Raw genomic sequence first — 16,870 nt, forward strand, 5'->3', positions numbered from 1 at the left:
GTGTGGGCAAGGGAGGGTTCGCGATGAACGAGACGATGGTGCACGTGGTGGGGAATGTCGCCACGCGGCCGGTGTACCGGGAGACGCCGTCGGGCCCGTCGGTGAGGTTCCGGCTGGCGGTGACGCAACGGTACTGGGACCGGGAGAAGGACACGTGGAAGGACGGGCACACCAATTTCTTCACGGTGTGGGCCAGTCGGGCGCTCGCGGCGAATGTGCAGGCGTCTGTGTCGCTCGGCGATCCGCTCATGGTGCGCGGACGGCTGAAGGTGCGCACCGAGAAGCGCGACGGGCAGTCATTGACCTACGTGGACATCGAGGCGTCGGCGATCGGGCACGATCTGGCGCGCGGCAGCTCGGCGTTCCGGCGGGCGTACAAGGGGGAGGCCGCAACGGTGCCGGACACCCCGTCCCGGCCGGAGCCCAGCTGGGAAACGGAGCCGGCGGCCCAGCAGGACGAAGTCGCTCAACTGCTGCAGGAACCAGCTCTGGTGACGTGACGGCAGGTGCCGGACGCATCGTCTGACCGAAGTGCGGCTTATCGGCTAATACGTTCCGAGCGGTCCCATGGATTTGTCGATAAGCCCAGCTAGAACGTGGTCTTGGCGATAACGATTCCGAGTCGGATCGCTTATCCGAAGGCATGACTGGGGAGGGTGGTGCGCCCCGTCCTTAGGATGCCGGGCATAGCTCTCGGGGCTTCTGATTCTGCTGGTGGGACCGTTACCCCCCACGCCAACGGGTCCTGCTCGAAGGGGAATTCTGTGTTTTCTTCGTTCTCTGCGTCGCCCCTGCCCGGGCGAGGGGCAGCCCGCCTCGCCGCGGCGGCGCTGGTGTCCGGACTCGTGGCCGTGAGCGCCCTGACCCTCGCGGGCACGGCCGTCGCCGACGAGGTCCCCCAGAGCCAGGGCGGTGCGACCGCCACCATAGGTGGCCTGACGACGTCCGGTACTGCTGTCATTCACGAGAACGGCGAGGACCAGCAGGTGTCCGCGGGCCTGTTCGAGATGTCCGTCGACAACGGCGGCACTCTGCAGACCTACTGCGTCGACATCCACACCCCGACGCAGAAGGACGCCAAGTACCAGGAGATGCCCTGGAGCGGTACGTCGCTGAACGGCAACCCCGATGCGGGCAGGATCCGCTGGATCCTGCAGAACTCCTACCCGCAGGTGAACGATCTCGCCGCGCTGGCCCAGAAGGCGGGCGTGAGCGGCCTCACCGAGCAGGACGCGGCGGCGGGCACGCAGGTGGCGATCTGGCGGTACTCGGACGGCGCCGACGTGGAAGCGGTGGACCCGCAGGCGGAGAGGCTCGCCGACTATCTGCAGCGGAGCGCGCGGAACCTCGCGGAGCCCCGGGCCTCGCTGACCCTGGATCCGGCCGCGGTCTCGGGCCGCACCGGTGAGCTGCTCGGCCCGGTCACGGTGCACACCAACGCCGATGGGGTGACGGTGACGCCGCCCGCCGACGCGGCGAACGGGGTGAGGGTCGTGGACAAGGACGGCAAGGAGGTCACGTCCGCGGCCGACGGCAGCGAGCTGTTCTTCGACGTCCCCGAGGGTGCCGCGAGCGGTTCGGCCGCGCTGACGGTGCAGGCCTCGACCACCGTGCCGGTCGGCCGGGCCTTCGCCTCCGAGACCAGGAGCCAGACCCAGATCCTCGCCGGTTCCAGCGCGTCGACGGTCTCCGCGACGGCGACGGCGAACTGGGCCAAGCAGGGTGCGATACCCGCTCTGTCGGCCGTGAAGAACTGCGCCAAAGGCGGCGTGGACATCACGGCGGCCAACGAGGGTGACGAGGCGTTCACCTTCGAGCTGATGGGCTTGGAGCACACCATCGAGGCCGGCACCTCGCAAACCGTGACGGTCCCGCTTCAGGAGGACCAGGCGTACGACTTCATGATCAAGGGGCCGAACGGCTACGAGAAGCGGATCACCGGCGTACTCGACTGTCAGACGCGGAGCAGCGCCGACGGTGAGAGGACCCAGACACTGAGCGAGCCCAGCCCGGCCACCGCGGGCGGCACCTCCACCACGACCACCGATCTCGCCGAAACGGGCGCCTCCAGTGCCACCCCGGTGATAGCGGGGATCGCGATCGCGCTGGTCGTGCTCGGCGGCGCCGCTGTGCTCTTCGTCCGCAAGCAGAACGCGCCGACGCGGGACTGACGGGGCTGACGGGGCTGACGGGACTGACAGGACTGACAGGACTGACGGGACTGACGGGACTGACGGGACTGAAGGAGCGAAAGAGGAACCGAGGAGGAACGGAGAAACAGCTCCTTGACAACTGGACAGTGAGTGACCGCCCGCCGCCCGCCGGCGGGCGTGCCTGGCGATCACTGAGCCACACCGGCCAGAAGCCAGCGCTGTACGGGAACTTCGAGCAGTACGCGGTCTCTACCCGGCCTGTGCGGCGCGGAGACGTCCCACCTGTACTTCGTGGCGAAGGCATCCGTGATCTTCTCCGGGAACAGGCCCCGGTGCAGCACGGCCTCTCCCTCGGCCACGACGGGAAACCGGCCGTCCTCCAATGCCAGGGAGACCCGCGAGAACGTCTCGACATTGCGGACCTTGACCGAATCTCCGTCCGCACCGATCCACCAGCTGCCCCGCAAGAAGACGAACCAGACCGGCGTCACATGGGGAGAGCCGTCCGGGCGCACGGTGGACAGCCAGACGTTCTTCTCCTGAGCCAAGCGGTCGCGAACAGCGGCCCCAGGCAGAACTACGGGATCACCCATGCACCCATCCCACCCGCACCCGGGCCAGAACGCCTCGGTCCGACGCCCCAGACGCCTCGGGCATGCGTCCTACTTCCCTGGGGCCAGTCCACCCTCCACGGGGCCAGTCGTCCAGGTCGATCACGAGCGGAGCTGACGACGACCGACAGTGACAGGTCAACTACGGGGTGACCTGTGAACGTCCAGGTCAGGGGCCCTCGGCCAAACGGGTTTCCCCCGAGGGGTGGCGGTACGGCAAGATGGGGTGTATCTGCCCACTGCCGATTTCAAGCGTCCGGACGGTTTCTCTTGGCTGAGTTCATTTACACCATGCGCAAGACGCGCAAGGCGCACGGCGACAAGGTGATCCTCGACGACGTCACCCTGAACTTCCTGCCGGGAGCGAAGATCGGCGTTGTCGGTCCGAACGGTGCCGGTAAGTCGACCGTGCTGAAGATCATGGCGGGGCTGGAGCAGCCGTCGAACGGTGACGCGTTCCTGTCGCCCGGCTTCAGCGTCGGCATCCTCATGCAGGAGCCGCAGCTGGACGAGAGTAAGACGGTTCTGGAGAACGTCCAGGACGGTGCCGCCGAGCTCATGAGCAAGCTCAAGCGCTTCAACGAGGTCGCCGAGCTGATGGCGACCGACTACTCGGACGCGCTCATGGAGGAGATGGGCAAGCTCCAGGACGATCTGGACCACTCCAACGCCTGGGACCTCGACGCGCAGCTCGAGCAGGCCATGGACGCGCTGGGCTGCCCGCCCGGCGACTGGCCGGTCACCACCCTCTCCGGTGGCGAGAAGCGCCGCGTCGCGCTCTGCAAGCTGCTGATCGAGGCTCCGGACCTGCTCCTCCTCGACGAGCCCACCAACCACCTCGACGCAGAGTCGGTGAACTGGCTGGAGCAGCACCTCTCGAAGTACGCGGGCGCCGTCGTCGCCGTCACTCACGACCGGTACTTCCTGAACAACGTCGCCGAGTGGATCCTCGAGCTGGACCGCGGCCGCGCGATTCCCTACGAGGGCAACTACTCCACGTACCTCGACAAGAAGTCCACCCGCCTCAAGGTCGAGGGCCGCAAGGACGAGAAGCGTCAGAAGCGGCTCAAGGAGGAGCTGGAGTGGGTCCGGTCCAACGCCAAGGGCCGTCAGACCAAGTCCAAGGCGCGCCTCGCCCGTTACGAGGAGATGGCAGCCGAGGCCGACAAGATGCGGAAGCTGGACTTCGAGGAGATCCAGATCCCGCCGGGCCCGCGCCTGGGCTCCATCGTCGTCGAGGTCCAGAACCTTTCCAAGGCGTTCGGCGACAAGGTCCTCATCGATGACCTGTCCTTCACCCTGCCGCGCAACGGGATCGTGGGCGTCATCGGCCCGAACGGCGCGGGCAAGACCACGCTGTTCAAGATGATCCAGGGCCTGGAGACCCCGGACTCCGGTGCGATCAAGGTCGGCGACACCGTCAAGATCAGTTACGTCGACCAGAGCCGCGCCAACATCGACTCCAAGAAGACGCTGTGGGCCGTCGTCTCGGACGAGCTCGACTACATCAACGTCGGTCAGGTCGAGATGCCGTCGCGGGCCTATGTGTCCGCCTTCGGCTTCAAGGGCCCGGACCAGCAGAAGCCCGCCGGTGTCCTCTCCGGTGGTGAGCGCAACCGCCTGAACCTGGCGCTGACCCTCAAGGAGGGCGGCAACCTGCTGCTCCTCGACGAGCCCACCAACGACCTCGACGTGGAGACCCTGTCGTCGCTGGAGAACGCGCTGCTGGAGTTCCCCGGTGCGGCCGTGGTCATCTCCCACGACCGCTGGTTCCTGGACCGGGTCGCGACGCACATCCTCGCGTACGAGGGTGAGTCGAGGTGGTACTGGTTCGAGGGCAACTTCGAGTCGTACGAGAAGAACAAGGTCGAGCGGCTCGGCCCTGACGCCGCTCGTCCGCACCGAGCCACCTACAAGAAGCTGACCCGGGGCTGATCTTGCGGCACATCTACCGCTGCCCGCTGCGCTGGGCGGACATGGACGCGTACGGCCACATCAACAACGTGGTCTTCCTCCGTTATCTGGAGGAGGCGCGCATCGACTTCCTGTTCCGCCCGGACAAGGATTTCCAGCAGGGGTCCGTGGTGGCACGCCATGAGATCGACTACAAACGGCAGCTGACGCACCGGCACACGCCGGTGGACGTCGAGCTGTGGATCACGGAGATCAGGGCGGCGTCGTTCACCATCGCCTACGAGGTCAAGGACCCGGACCAGGTATATGTCCGGGCTCAGACGGTGATCGTGCCGTTCGACTTCGAGGCGCAGCGGCCGCGCCGCATCACCGCTGAGGAGCGGGAGTTCCTCGAGGAGTACGCGGACGACGAGGACGATCCTGCGGGGGCCGTCGCCGCATGACGGCCCTGCACCTCGCCGACGAGGGGGAGGCGGCGGACCTCGCCGCCTTCCTGGGCCGGCTGATCCACTACGATCGCGCGGCCGCCGTGCGGTTGCAGGCGTCGGGGAGGACGCTCGCGGTGTTCGGCAGGCCGCCGTCGTTCGAGGTGCTCGCGATCCGTACGGCGCGGCTCGCGAAGCCGTACGAGGACGGTCTGGATGTCTCGCTCGACGTGACCGTCTCGGCCGGCGAACTCCTGGAATCCCTCGACGAGGCGGCGGCCACGGCGACCGTGCCCGCCGCCGTCACCGGCCCGCCGTGGGCCGGGGTGCTGCCGCCGCGCCGGGGCTGGCGGCCGGAGCCGGGGTTGCCCGCACTGGACGCGGTACGGGCGATGGTGGCGGTGGCGGTCGCCGAATTCCGTTCACGTATCGACGAGTTGGCGCCCGAGGAGCGTACGCGGGCGGCGCTCGACCGGATCGGGCGGGAGATCTGGTCCAGGCCGGTCGGGAACACGGACCTGCCGGTGCGGGCCGCGCACGCGGCGCAGTCGCTGGGGTTCTTGCGGCCGGTACGCGCGCCCGCGCCTGACACGGCCGCATCAGACACGGCCGCACCCGACGAGGCCGCGTTGGGGCTGCTCTCGTCGGGCGCGTGGCTCAGGCTGCGTACGCCGTACGGGTCGATCGCCGTACGCAGGGCGGGACTTGGAGCCTTGGACGTCAGCGTCCGCTGAGGGCTTCGGTTCAACGGCTCTGTATCGGCCCCGCATCGGCTCTACATGAGGGGCCAGATCGCTGCCGTGAGGCCGAAGCCGATCACACCCATCGTGGTCGTGAGGACCGTCCAGGTGCGCAGGCCGGAGGCCACGTCGAGGCCGGCGAGCTTGGTGAACATCCAGTAGCCCGCGTCGTTGATGTGCGAGACGGCGAGGCCGCCGGCGCCCATGGCCAGGGCGACCAGGGAGAGTTGGCCCGTGGACAGGTCGGCGCGCTCCAGCAGCGGGCCGAGGACGCCGGCCGTGGTGATCAGCGCCACCGTCGTCGAACCCTGAGCCGCGCGCAGGGTCAGCGCCATCAGGAAGGCGAGGAAGAGGGCGGGCAGGCCGGTCCGGTCGAGTACGTCGGCGATCGCGTCGCCGATGCCGCTCGCCACCAGCACCTTGCCGAAGACGCCGCCCGCGCCCGCCACCAGGATCACCATCGCCACGGGCGGCAGGGCGGAGCCCATGACCTCGGCGATGCGGCTGCGGTTCCAGCCGCGGCGGGCGCCCAGGAAGTACGCGCACAGGGCGACGTCGATCAGCAGGGCCACCATCGGGGCGCCGAGAACCGTGAGGACGGCTCGCAGGGCGGAGCCCTCGTCGAGGAGGTTCTGGCCGAGGGTGCCGAGGAGGATCAGCAGGATCGGGGTGACGATCAGGGCCAGGACCATGCCGAAGGAAGGCGGGCGCACTTCGGCGGGTCCGGCGGTCGTGGCGGTCGTGTGGGTCGCGGAAGGCTTGGTGAGTACGGCGGTTCCGTGGCCGTCGTCCGTGGTGGGCTTGGCGGATCCGGAGGTGCCGGCGCCCGGAGCCGGGGTGGCTCCGCCCTCGGAGACGTCGGCGGCCGGGGCGTCGTCGCCGTAGACCTCCGCGTACACCGTCGGATCCATCGGGTACTCGCGGCGGGTCATGCGGCGCGACACCAGGTAGCCGAGCAGGACCACGATCGCGGTCAGCGGGATGCCGATGAGCAGGACCAGGCCCTGGTCGGCGCCGATCGCCTGGGTGACGGCGACCGCGCCCGGGTGCGGGGGCAGGAAGGCGTGCACGGTGAGCATCGCGGCGCCCATTGGTAGGGCGTACACGAGCAGGGGCTTGCGGGAGGCGCGGGCGACGCCGTACGCGATCGGCATCAGGATGATCAGGCCGACCTCGAAGAAGACCGGGATGCCGAGGACGAAACCGGCGACGGTGAGCGCGAGCGGGGTGCGCTTGGAGCCGAAGCGGTCGATGAGGGAGTGTGCGAACGACTGGGCGCCGCCGGAGAGTTCGATGATCCGGCCGATCATCGCGCCCAGAGCGATGATCGTGGCGATGTGGCCGAGCGTGGAGCCCATGCCCTCCTCGATGGTCTTCACCAGGTCGGCGGCCGGGACGCCCGCGGCGAGCGCGACGCCGATGGACACGACGACCAGGGCGACGAAGGGCTGGACCTTGGCGCGGAGGATCAGCAGCAGGAGGGTGGCGACGCCGGCGAAGGCGATCAGGAGGAGGGTGGTGTGGCTCATCGGCCGTCTCCGTTCTGGGCTGGGGAGTTGATGGACCGGGGGGAGAGGACCGTCACCACGGACGAGTCGTCGTGGGCGGCGAGGCCGAAGCTTTCGCCGAGGAGGTAGAGCTGTTGCGCGGCGGACGCGAGGGGGACCGGGACATGGGCGTCCCTGGCGATGCCGGTGACGATGCCCATGTCCTTCACGAAGATGTCGAGGCGGGACTTCACCTCGGGGTCCGGGCCGTCCTCGTACGTCTCGACCATGCGGGGGCCGCGGTCGGCGAACATGAATGAGCCGGCGGCGCCGTGACGGAGGCTTTCCACGACCGTCGCGGGGTCGAGACCCAGGCCGCGGGCGAGGGCGACAGCCTCCGCGGCGGCGGCGATGTGGACGCCCGCGAGGAGTTGGTTGATGGCCTTGAGGGCCTGGCCGTCGCCCGGCCGGGGGCCCACGACCGTGAGGGTGGAGGCGAGGAGGTCCAGGACCGGACGGGCGAGGTCCAGGGCCTTGTCCTCGGCGCCGACGACGATGAGGAGGTCGCCGTCGCCCGCGCGGACGGGGCCGCCGCTGACCGGGGCGTCGACCGTGAGGATGCCGCTCTCCGCGAGGCGGGCGGCTGTGGTGCGGGCCGCTTCGGGGCCGACCGTGCTGGTCAGGATGACGGTGGTGCCGGAGCGGAGGGATTCGGCTGCGCCGTGCTTGGCGAAGAGGGCGCCTTCGACCTGGGACTGGTCCCGGACCGCGAGGAGGACGATGTCCGCGTTCTCGGCGGCTTCGGCGGGGGAGGTGGCGGCGGAGCCGCCCGCCTTGGTGACCAGGGCTCGGCGGGTTTCGGCTATGTCGTAGGCCGTGACCGGGAGGTGGGCGGCCAGGCGGGTGGCCATGGGGAGGCCCATGGCGCCGAGGCCGATCACTGCGGTGCGGGGAGCGGTTGTCATTCGAGGTGTCCTTCGGGGAGGGGACGTGGGGCGTGGGGAAGGAGTACGGCTGCGGGTCGGAGGGGGCTGGTCGCGCAGTTCCCCGCGCCCCTAGATGTGGCTGGGGCAGTGGGTTCTCCGCGGGTGGGATCGTGGGCACGCACGCCCACAGCTGGGCGGGCTGGGCGGTGGGCGGGCTCGGCGGGCGCCGTTCCGCAGTGGTGCGGTTGCCTGCGAGTGCGGGAATCCAGCGGCCTGTGGCCGTGAACTACGCGGGCTGAGGGGTTAGTTGAGCGATGACCCGGGTCGCCGCCTGGGCAACCGCGTCGCGGCCCGCCGACCAGAGGCTCACCGCGTCCGAACCCGGTAGGGCGGACGGGAGTTGGGATGCGACCGCTTGCAGGTAGGCGCGGCGGAGTTCGGCGTTGACGTTGACCTTGGCCACTCCTCGGGTGAGGGCTCCGTGGAGTTCGGCGGTGGGGAGGCCGCTGGCTCCGTGGAGGACCAGGGGGACGGGGACCGCCGCGTGGATGGCGGCGAGGCGGGCGAGGTCCAGGTGGACGTCGTGGGCGGTGAAACCGTGGACGTTGCCGACGGCGACGGCCAGGGCGTCGATGCCCGTCTCGGCGGCGAACTCGCCCGCCTGGGCCGGGTCCGTCATGGCGGTGGCGGTCGCGTCGGCGTTCGTGGAGACGTCCTCGTCGCCCGCCAGGGCACCCAACTCGGCTTCCACCCAGGCCCCGTGGTCGCGGGCCCGGCGTACGGCCTCTCGTGTGAGCTCGATGTTCTCGGCGAACGGGAGATGGGAGCCGTCGACCATGACGGAGGTGTAGCCCGCTGCCAGGCAGGCGGTGATCTCGTCGAGGTCGCGGCTGTGATCGAGGTGGACGCCGAGGCGGGCGGGGGAGTGGGCGGCCGCGTCGAGGGCGAGGCGCATCAGGGGTTCGCGGCCCGCGTGCTTGAAGGGGCTCGAGCCGGCCTGGATCAGTACCGGGTGCCCTTCGGAGGCTTCCGCCGCGGCGACTATGCCCTGGACCGTCTCCAGGTTGTACGCGACGAAGCCCGGGAGCGCGTACCCGGCCTGGTATGCCTCTGTGAGGGATTTCAGGCCTTCGGTTCCGGTCAGCAGCATCAGGCGGCGCTCCTCAGGAGGGCGAGGGCGTCGGCGAGGGCGTCGTCGCCGCCGACGTTGCCCGCGAAGACGACGTACGGGATGCCGGCGGCCGGGCCGTCGACGGGCTGCCAGAGGGAGACGATGCCGGGGAGCAGGGTGCCGCGGGCCCAGGCGCGGCGGATCTCCAGGCCGTGGGTGGCGGTGTCGCTGGAGGTGATGCCGCCCTTGGCGATGACGAAGGCGGGGCGGCGGGCGGCGTTGACGAGGCGTACCGCTTCGACGAGGGCGGCCGAGACGCTCCGCGAGATGGCGAGGCTGGTGCCCGGGTCCGTGCCGGTGACGAGCGTGCGCGTGGTGCGGATGACCGCGTCGGAGGTCTCCAGGGCGGCCGCCGCCGCGGAGGCGAGCTCGTGGATGTGAGCGTCGCGGCGGGTGTCGTCGAGGAGTTGGGCGACGTCGAGTTCGTACTCGGTGAGGTCGTGGTGCCGGTCGCGCAGGCGGTTCAACTGGCGGGTGGTCAGGGAGACATGGGAGCCGACGACGATGAGGCCGTGCGGGGCGTCGCCGCGCAGGGGACGGAGTTCGGCGGGGGTGAGCGGGGGGTGGGCGGACTGGCCGGAGCGGGCACGTACGAAGGAGGGGCCTACGCGGTAGAGGAGGTGGGCGCCGTTCTCCTCGGCCTCGGCGAGGGCCAGGGCGAGGACGCGGAGGTCGTCGTCGCGGACCGCGTCCACCACGGCGGGGGCGCCGTCGCGGAGGGTGGAGAGGAGCGCGGCCACGTGGGAGGGGCCTTCGACGCGGAGGTCGGTGAGCGTGATGCGCAGGACCTTGTCGGCGGGGGTACGGCCCTGCGTCTTCTCCTCGATCCAGTCGGGGAGGCGGGAGGAGCGGTAGCCGAAGGTGGCGTCGCGGGCGAACTCGCTCTCGCCGACGGGGAGGAGGCCGTCCGCCGTGCGCATCCAGTGGGTCGAGTCGACGGTGAGGCGGCCGGCCTCGATGTAGGCGGGGACGAGGACGACTCCGTCGGGGGTGGGAGCGCCCTGAGCCGTCAACTCCTCGGCCAGTACGTCAGTTTCGAGGGGGAAGTGGCCGCGGAGGGTCGAGTCGCCCCGGGAGGCGATGGCGTAGGGGACGCCTTCGGCCTGGGAGGCCTCGTGGAGGGCGCGGACTATCTCGCGGTTGCGGGTGGCGGCGTCGTCGGGGGCGAGGCTGCGGGTGTTGGTGAGGATGAAGAAGGCGGTGCTGTTCTGACGCAGGGCCCAGCGGAGGTCGTCGACCGTCCAGGTGGTGAGGACGGGGATGTCCTTGACCGTCTGGGTGCCGGTGGGGTCGTCGTCCAGGACCACGAGGCGGGGGGCGGACCGGATTCTGGCGGCGACTTCCGCGGCGGGGATCTCACGGACCGGGGGAAGGCCGGCGAGGACTTCGGGCTCGGGGAGGGCATGGCGGGGTAGGGGCATGGCGGTTCCTGGGTGGGGACGGGGAGCTTGAGGGTTCCCGGGGACGGGGGTGCGTGGGGTAGGGAGTACGGCCGGCTGCGGGTTGTGCGTGTTGGGGTGGGCTGGTCGCGGCCACGATGGGGCCCCCGCTCATGGGAGTCCCCCCGCTTCGAGCGAAGCCGCGAGTGAGGGAGGAGCCGAGAGCGGGGAGGGAGCCGCAAGTGGTCACAGCCCCGCGCCCCTGATGTGGCTGGGGTCGTGAGCCGTCTGCGGGTGGGATCGCCTGCCCGCGGTTGCGGGATGCGGCTGGGCCCGCATGGGCCGCGCGCCGGCGGCACGATTGCCTACGGCTGCGCCAGGGGCGTGGGCGAGGTGGTGCCCGCAGCCGTGTGCGGCGGCAGTTCGGTGTCGGCGTGTCAGCCGGGGTGGTTCGGATCCTTGATCACGTGCGTGCGCAGGTCGTTCGCCGTCTGGTTCATATGGGCGTCCATCGCGCGGCGGGCCTTCTCCGGGTCGCCGGACTCCAGGGCGACCAGGACCGCTTCGTGGTGGGCGATCGCGTTGATACGGATCTGGGGGACCGCCGAGGTCTCGCGGCGGCCCTCCGCCAGGAGTGGGCCGAAGGGCTCGAAGAGCAGCGGGACGAAGAGGTTGCCGGTCGCCCGCATGACCGTGGCGTGGAAGTCGATGTCCGCCTGGACGAACTGTTCCGTGTCCGCCGCGTCGGCCGCCTCACGCATCGTCGCGAGGTGCTCGCGCAGTTCGGCGAGGTCGGCCTCGCCGCGGCGGACCGCGGCGAGTTCCGTCGCGCCGTTCTCGATGAGGCGGCGGGCCTCGATGAGCCGCTCGGAGAGGGCGGTGTGCGAGGAGCGGGACGCCGCGCGGACCACGTGTTCCAGGGCGGTCCAGCGGTCCGGCGGGTTCACGTAGGTGCCACGCCCGCGGACGACGCGTACGACGTTCTGGGCGCGCAGCTGCTTCACTGCCTCACGCACGGTCAGACGGCTCACCGACGACTGCTCGGCGAGCTCGGCCTCCGGGGGGAGGGCGGCGTCCGGCAGATACGTGCCGTCGATGATCGCGCTGAGCAGTTGCTCGGCGAGGTCTTCGGAGAGCGACATCGTTGGGCCTCCGGCGGGCGGGTCTCGGCGGGTGGTGATCAGAAGGCTGTCATCAAGTGATCGCGATGGTGATCAACAGATCTGACGTCAGACATCTGATGTCTCGATGCGCGTAACCATGACACCGGGGTCGAGGCCCGTCAATACCTCTGCGGGATTGCTGTTCGGTTACGGCGGTGGATCAAGCGAGGGGGCAGGTACGAACCCGCCCCGCGGCTCAGCTGAGAACCCGCCCAGGACTCAGGTAGGAACCCGCCCATGGCTCGGGTGAGCACCCGACCCAGGACGCAGGTAAGAAACGGGGGGAGGTCTCAGCCCTCCGTGTTCACCATCGACGCCGCCGCGTACGTCAGGTAGTTCCACAGCGTGCGCTCGTGCTCCTCGGAGAGGCCGAGTTCGTCGACGGCGGCTCGCATGTGCTTCAGCCAGGCGTCGTGTGCCGCGCGGTCGACGGCGAAGGGGGCGTGGCGCATCCGCAGCCGGGGGTGGCCGCGGCTCTCGCTGTACGTGGTCGGGCCGCCCCAGTACTGGATCAGGAACAGCGTGAGCCGGTCCTCGGCCGGGCCGAGGTCCTCCTCGGGGTACATGGGCCGCAGCAGCGGGTCCTCGGCGACGCCCTCGTAGAAACGGCGCACGAGGCGCCGGAAGGTCTCCTCGCCGCCGACCTGCTCGTAGAAGGTCTGCTCCTGAAGCGTGCCGCGTCGAATCTCGACCACGTTGGTTGGCCTCACAAAAGTCGCTCGGGTAAGCCCCTGGTCTTTTCGGCCGGGGGTCCGGGGCTGGCCCCCGGGAATTGCCGCCACACTCTTCATGGTCTCAGACGGGGAGACCGAGGACTCAAGGCTTAGGACCACCCTCCCTGAGGGATGGGTTCCGGATCGGGCGCTTCCGCCGCTCGCCTCCCGGCCCGTCCCGCAGCACAGTGGAGTTATGGGCACGCACGCCATCGACCACGGCCTCGACGACCTCGCCGCCACGGCACGGGCGGCGCTGGTGCGCGAGATCGAGGCGAGTGGGGCCTGGGACACCGACCCGGTCTGGCGGGAGGCCTTCGCGAGCGTCCCCCGCCACCTCTTCGTGCCGTACTACTACGTCGGCGTGCAGGGCGGCTACGAGCGCAGGTGGGGCGAGGACCCCAGCCCACGCAAGCGCGAGAACTGGATGCGCGGCGCCTACTCCGACGCCCCGCTGGCCACGAGGGTGCGCGACGGCGAGCTGGTGTCGTCCAGCAGCCAGCCGTCCTTGATGGCGAAGATGCTGGCCGAGCTGGAGGTGCGGGACGGGGACGCGGTCCTGGAGATCGGCGCCGGCACCGGTTACAACGCGGCCCTGCTCTCGCACCGGCTGGGCGACGAGCTGGTCACCACGGTCGACCTCGATCCCGAGATCACCGAGTCCGCCCGACAGCACCTGGCCGCCGCCGGCCACCACCCGACCGTCGTCACCGGAGACGGCGCACGCGGCTGCCCCGAACACGCCCCCTTCGACCGGATCATCGCCACCTGCACGATGGGCTCCATCCCGCGCGCCTGGCTGGCCCAGTGCCGCCCGGGCGCCCGGATTCTCGCGCCGCTCGCCACCGGGGTGATCGCCCTGCGGGTACGGGACGCCTGGCACGCCGAGGGCCGCTTCCTGCAGACGCCCGCCTACTTCGTGCCCCTGCGCGGCGACACCCGGCCGGAGCTCCCGGACATGGACCTGGAGGGCCTGCCGCGCCGGGCCAGGACCGACGAGCTGTTCCGGTTCCTGCTGACGCTGACGGTGGGCCGCCTCGATCCGTACGAGGCGTACTCGCTGTGGGAGCGCGAGGACCAGCCGGACCGCCGGCGGTACGGGATCACGGTCAGCGGTGAGCGCGCGTGGGCGTGGCTGGACGACCCCGAAGGGCCGTACGCCTGGCCGTTGCCGTGAGCTCCGCTGTTCGTGCGGTTCGTTTGCCGCGGGCCGGTGGGGGCTTGGCGCTCCCCACTCCGGCTTCTCCCCCACTCTCGGCTCCGCTCGAGCGGGGGGCCCGCATGAGCGAGGAGGATCCCCATCGCGGCGGAGCCGCATGTCGATACGGATCCGCGCCCTTACGGGGCCCGGATCCGCCTAGCCCCGCCTGATTGTGATCGTCGTCCAGGCTCCCACGTGCACCCGGTCGCCGTCCTGCAGCGGTACGGGGACGAAGGGCTGGATGGGCTCCTCGGCGCCGTTGACCGTGGTGCCGTTGGTGGAGTTCTGGTCGACGACCGCCCAGCCGCCGTCGGGCTGCTGGACGAGGACCGCGTGCTGATGCGAGACGCCCGGGTCCTCCGGCGGCACCGACAGGTCGATGTCCGGGGTGTCGCCCGTGGAGTGGCGGCGGCGGCCGATCGTGAGCTGGTTGCCGATGAGCGGGCGCTGCTGTTCCGGCGAGTACGCGGGCAGGTTGAGGCCCGCGGCCTCCGGCCCGGAGCGATGCATCATCGCCATGAAGTAGTCGCGGTCGGGCCCGATCGTGATGCTCCACGCCAGTGGCTGCTGCTGGTACCCGGGCGGCGCCTGGGTCGAGCCGGGCTGCGGGTAGCCGTAGCCGCCCTGTCCGCCACCGGGGCCGGGTGGACCGCCAGGGCCACCGGGCGCACCCGTCGACGGCGGCGAGATCACCCAGTCGTCCTCACCGCCCCCGAAGGACGGACCACCGGGCGACTGAGGATGCCCGGTCTGCTGCGGGTACCCGGGCGGAGCCGGCGGACCGGCCTGCTGGAACCCCTGCGGAGCACCGGGACCGTTCTGCCCGCCGGGCCCGCCGTACCCCCCAGGCATTCCCGGCCCGTTGCCCCCGGGTCCGGGCGGCGGCGGAACCTGCCGTGACGGATCGCCGGGGTACCCCGACGGCTCCTCGCCGTACTGCGGGATCGGCTCCGCGGGCCGGTTCATCTGCGAGGGCCGGGAGCCCTGGTAGTCGTACCCGCCATGATTAGGAACAGGACCGGGGCCGGCCTGTCCGGGCGGCTGCTGCTGGAACCGGAGCGCCGGGTTCGGACCACCAGGTCCGGAGCCGGGCCCGGGCCCACCGCCGGGCCCCGGCGGCCGAGGCGCGGCCGGAGTGTACGAAGTCGCGGTGTTCGTCAGGAAGTTCCACCGGCACTCCTCGCAGAACGGCGCCCCGCCCTCGCGCGGGGTACGGCACTGCGGGCAGAGCTCCGGCTCGGGTGCCGGGTCGGGCACCGCGGACAGGTGCGGGCGGCCACCCTGGCCGGGCGGCTGAGGAGAGCCGGGTGGCGGATAGCCGTAACCGGCGGCCGGGGGCGGCGGCGGAGGTGGCGGGGGCACGGCACCGGCCATGCGGTGACCGCAGACCTCGCACCAGTCGTCGGAACCCGACTGGTGTCCGTTCGGGCAGGTCGGCATGTCGGCGCTTCCCCCTCTCCTGTTCCGGCCCGGGGGCCGAAGTTCTCCGCCCCACGAAGGGCCGGGATCGCTGCTTTTCACGACGGCCCCGAGGGAGCCGTACTGCTCTACCGCTTCTCGACTACGTCTCTTGCATCTCTACTTCTTTACACGAACAGTCTTCGTGGACCGTGTCTCGAGAGTCATCTCGTCGGCCTCCGCGACCTTCGCTTTCAATCGCACAGTACCTGCCGCGGCGTCGACCACGTCGACCACCTTCGAAAGCAGTTTCGCCGTATCGGCGTTTCCGGAGGCGCTGGCGAGCTGAACGGCGCGGCCCAGCTTGGCCGTTGCCCCGTCGATGTCTCCCGATTTGCGTGCGTCCAGACCCTGTTGGATGACTTGCGCCAGTTCGGCCTGCCCCGTGTAGTGCGCGACCTGCGGGTTGATCGACGTGGATGCCGCCATGTCGTCGGTCCACACGGCCCGTACGAGACCCTGCGCGCCCAGGCTCTGCGCGGGCCCGTCGCCCTGCGGGATGACCAGGGAGACGCGGGCGGCGAGCATCTCCTGGCCGATGCCGGCCTCGGGTACCTCGACGCACACGTGGTAGTCACGGGACTCGTCTCCCCAGGAGCCGGTGGGATAGTCCCCGGCGCGCGGGCCCGCTTCCGTGCGACGGTCGGTCAACTGCTCGACCGTGGGTGCGACTTGCTTGACGAATTTGATCGATGTGCCCACCGGGGTCCACAGCCGCAGTGCGACGTCCGCGACCTCCTTGCCCATGGCCGTCTCCATCATCTGCGTGAAGTCGGCGGCCAGGCCCGCCGGGTCGGCCACGATGTCGGCGGTGCCGAGCAGCGCGGAGGCGATCCCGGTGACCTCCTTGACCTCCCAGTCCGTGCCGACGCCCCGCGCGTCACAGGTGAAGCGGCTCGCGCAGGCGTCGAGGGAGGCCTTGAGGTCCTCGGGCGACTCGTGTTCGTTGCGGCCGTCGGTGAGCACGATGCCGTGCCGGATGGCGACGTCCGCCGAGGACAGCAGGCGGTCGGCCAGCCGCAGCCAGGTGCCGATCGCCGTACCGCCGCCCGCGCTGAGCTTGCGCAGCGCCTGCTTGGCCTGATCGCGGGTCCCCGGGCCGGCGACGGCGAGACGGCCGTCGCCCGGGTAGACCTCCTTGGCCACGTGCGTGCCGCCGATCACCGCGAAGTGCACGCCGTCACGGAGGGCGTCGATCGCGGCGGCCGTCGCGTCGCGGGCGCCCCGCATCTTGGTCGGCGGGTAGTCCATGGACCCCGAACAGTCGACCATGATCACCACGGCCGCGTCCGGGCTCTGCCCGGGTGTGTACAGGTGGGGCGCCGCGACGGCGCTCCCGATCGTGCCGCCGCCGGTCGAGGTCACCGTCACGATCGCGTTGACCTCGCGGCCGCCCTCGGGCAGGTACTCGTTCTGGTACACATCCACCGAGAACTGCGGCACGTTGGACTTCGAGAAATTGGCCATGCCTTCTCTGCTCCCCCTCAGGACTCCCACGAAGCGTGGGTGATGTCGGTAGGCGGACCGGT

15 protein-coding genes are annotated in these 16,870 nt (G+C 70.6%); 6 read left to right on the plus strand and 9 right to left on the minus strand.

Annotated features, from left to right (window positions below; translation table 11 throughout):
- Positions 1-23 precede the first annotated feature (23 nt).
- Positions 24-500 (plus strand): single-stranded DNA-binding protein, encoded by a 477-nt coding sequence (locus ACTWQR_RS43760; RefSeq protein WP_443232894.1) that lies wholly within the window; start codon positions 24-26, stop codon positions 498-500.
- A 264-nt stretch (positions 501-764) separates the two neighbouring features.
- Positions 765-2,171, plus strand: coding sequence for a Cys-Gln thioester bond-forming surface protein (locus ACTWQR_RS43765; protein WP_443232862.1), 1,407 nt, complete (start codon positions 765-767; stop codon positions 2,169-2,171).
- A gap of 170 nt (positions 2,172-2,341) precedes the next feature.
- On the opposite strand, the gene ACTWQR_RS43770 is transcribed toward ACTWQR_RS43765, so the two are convergent.
- Positions 2,342-2,746: a pyridoxamine 5'-phosphate oxidase family protein gene (locus ACTWQR_RS43770; protein ID WP_443232863.1), complete on the minus strand. Its 405-nt coding sequence runs from the start codon at positions 2,744-2,746 to the stop codon at positions 2,342-2,344.
- Between the two features lie 288 nt (positions 2,747-3,034).
- On the opposite strand from ACTWQR_RS43770, the gene ettA reads away from it, so the two are divergent.
- From ettA to ACTWQR_RS43785, 3 genes are read left to right on the plus strand one after another with little or no spacing between them, the layout of a single operon-like run.
- A complete protein-coding gene (gene ettA, locus ACTWQR_RS43775) occupies positions 3,035-4,699 on the plus strand; it encodes an energy-dependent translational throttle protein EttA (protein ID WP_443232864.1) in 1,665 nt (554 codons plus the stop codon).
- Positions 4,700-4,701: 2 nt separating this feature from the next.
- Entirely contained in the window at positions 4,702-5,121 is a 420-nt protein-coding gene (locus ACTWQR_RS43780; RefSeq protein WP_443232865.1) for an acyl-CoA thioesterase, read from the plus strand.
- On the plus strand, positions 5,118-5,837 hold the full coding sequence (locus ACTWQR_RS43785) for a hypothetical protein (protein ID WP_443232866.1): 720 nt from the start codon (positions 5,118-5,120) through the stop codon (positions 5,835-5,837). The genes ACTWQR_RS43780 and ACTWQR_RS43785 overlap by 4 nt, the downstream gene beginning before the upstream one ends.
- A 41-nt stretch (positions 5,838-5,878) precedes the next feature.
- Here ACTWQR_RS43785 and ACTWQR_RS43790 read toward each other — a convergent pair whose 3' ends face one another.
- From ACTWQR_RS43790 to ACTWQR_RS43815, 6 genes are all read right to left on the minus strand, one after another.
- Entirely contained in the window at positions 5,879-7,372 is a 1,494-nt protein-coding gene (locus tag ACTWQR_RS43790) for a GntT/GntP/DsdX family permease (RefSeq protein ID WP_443232867.1), read from the minus strand.
- Positions 7,369-8,295: an NAD(P)-dependent oxidoreductase gene (locus tag ACTWQR_RS43795; RefSeq protein WP_443232868.1), complete on the minus strand. Its 927-nt coding sequence runs from the start codon at positions 8,293-8,295 to the stop codon at positions 7,369-7,371. Before ACTWQR_RS43795 ends, ACTWQR_RS43790 begins: the two co-directional genes overlap by 4 nt.
- 247 nt (positions 8,296-8,542) lie before the next feature.
- Positions 8,543-9,406 (minus strand): class II fructose-bisphosphate aldolase, encoded by an 864-nt coding sequence (locus ACTWQR_RS43800; protein ID WP_443232869.1) that lies wholly within the window; start codon positions 9,404-9,406, stop codon positions 8,543-8,545.
- On the minus strand, positions 9,406-10,848 hold the full coding sequence (locus ACTWQR_RS43805) for a four-carbon acid sugar kinase family protein (RefSeq protein WP_443232870.1): 1,443 nt from the start codon (positions 10,846-10,848) through the stop codon (positions 9,406-9,408). Before ACTWQR_RS43805 ends, ACTWQR_RS43800 begins: the two co-directional genes overlap by 1 nt.
- Positions 10,849-11,243: 395 nt before the next feature.
- Positions 11,244-11,948, minus strand: coding sequence for a FadR/GntR family transcriptional regulator (locus ACTWQR_RS43810; protein ID WP_443232871.1), 705 nt, complete (start codon positions 11,946-11,948; stop codon positions 11,244-11,246).
- Positions 11,949-12,259: 311 nt separating this feature from the next.
- A complete protein-coding gene (locus tag ACTWQR_RS43815) occupies positions 12,260-12,664 on the minus strand; it encodes a globin (protein ID WP_443232872.1) in 405 nt (134 codons plus the stop codon).
- A 214-nt stretch (positions 12,665-12,878) separates the two neighbouring features.
- On the opposite strand from ACTWQR_RS43815, the gene ACTWQR_RS43820 reads away from it, so the two are divergent.
- Positions 12,879-13,859 (plus strand): methyltransferase domain-containing protein, encoded by a 981-nt coding sequence (locus ACTWQR_RS43820; protein ID WP_443232873.1) that lies wholly within the window; start codon positions 12,879-12,881, stop codon positions 13,857-13,859.
- A 180-nt stretch (positions 13,860-14,039) separates the two neighbouring features.
- On the opposite strand, the gene ACTWQR_RS43825 is transcribed toward ACTWQR_RS43820, so the two are convergent.
- Together ACTWQR_RS43825 and ACTWQR_RS43830 are read right to left on the minus strand one after the other, a co-directional pair.
- Positions 14,040-15,323 carry an FHA domain-containing protein gene (locus ACTWQR_RS43825; RefSeq protein WP_443232874.1) on the minus strand — a complete coding sequence of 428 codons (1,284 nt, stop codon included), beginning with the start codon at positions 15,321-15,323 and terminating at the stop codon, positions 14,040-14,042.
- A gap of 138 nt (positions 15,324-15,461) precedes the next feature.
- On the minus strand, positions 15,462-16,808 hold the full coding sequence (locus ACTWQR_RS43830; protein WP_443232875.1) for a vWA domain-containing protein: 1,347 nt from the start codon (positions 16,806-16,808) through the stop codon (positions 15,462-15,464).
- Positions 16,809-16,870: the final 62 nt, after the last annotated feature.

It is taken from the genome of Streptomyces sp. 2A115, from assembly GCF_052245575.1.
In the GTDB taxonomy this organism is placed as follows: Bacteria; Actinomycetota; Actinomycetes; order Streptomycetales; family Streptomycetaceae; genus Streptomyces.

Excerpts from the sequence above, each read along its gene's own strand:
- ACTWQR_RS43795 (WP_443232868.1), bottom strand. The coding sequence starts at position 8,295 with ATGACAACCGCTCCCCGCACCGCAGTGATCGGCCTCGGCGCCATGGGC.
- ACTWQR_RS43800 (WP_443232869.1), bottom strand. The coding sequence starts at position 9,406 with ATGCTGCTGACCGGAACCGAAGGCCTGAAATCCCTCACAGAGGCATAC.
- ACTWQR_RS43785 (WP_443232866.1), top strand. The coding sequence starts at position 5,118 with ATGACGGCCCTGCACCTCGCCGACGAGGGGGAGGCGGCGGACCTCGCC.
- ACTWQR_RS43770 (WP_443232863.1), bottom strand. The coding sequence starts at position 2,746 with ATGGGTGATCCCGTAGTTCTGCCTGGGGCCGCTGTTCGCGACCGCTTG.
- ACTWQR_RS43790 (WP_443232867.1), bottom strand. The coding sequence starts at position 7,372 with ATGAGCCACACCACCCTCCTCCTGATCGCCTTCGCCGGCGTCGCCACC.
- ACTWQR_RS43825 (WP_443232874.1), bottom strand. The coding sequence starts at position 15,323 with ATGCCGACCTGCCCGAACGGACACCAGTCGGGTTCCGACGACTGGTGC.
- ACTWQR_RS43760 (WP_443232894.1), top strand. The coding sequence starts at position 24 with ATGAACGAGACGATGGTGCACGTGGTGGGGAATGTCGCCACGCGGCCG.
- ACTWQR_RS43810 (WP_443232871.1), bottom strand. The coding sequence starts at position 11,948 with ATGTCGCTCTCCGAAGACCTCGCCGAGCAACTGCTCAGCGCGATCATC.
- ACTWQR_RS43830 (WP_443232875.1), bottom strand. The coding sequence starts at position 16,808 with ATGGCCAATTTCTCGAAGTCCAACGTGCCGCAGTTCTCGGTGGATGTG.
- ACTWQR_RS43820 (WP_443232873.1), top strand. The coding sequence starts at position 12,879 with ATGGGCACGCACGCCATCGACCACGGCCTCGACGACCTCGCCGCCACG.
- ACTWQR_RS43805 (WP_443232870.1), bottom strand. The coding sequence starts at position 10,848 with ATGCCCCTACCCCGCCATGCCCTCCCCGAGCCCGAAGTCCTCGCCGGC.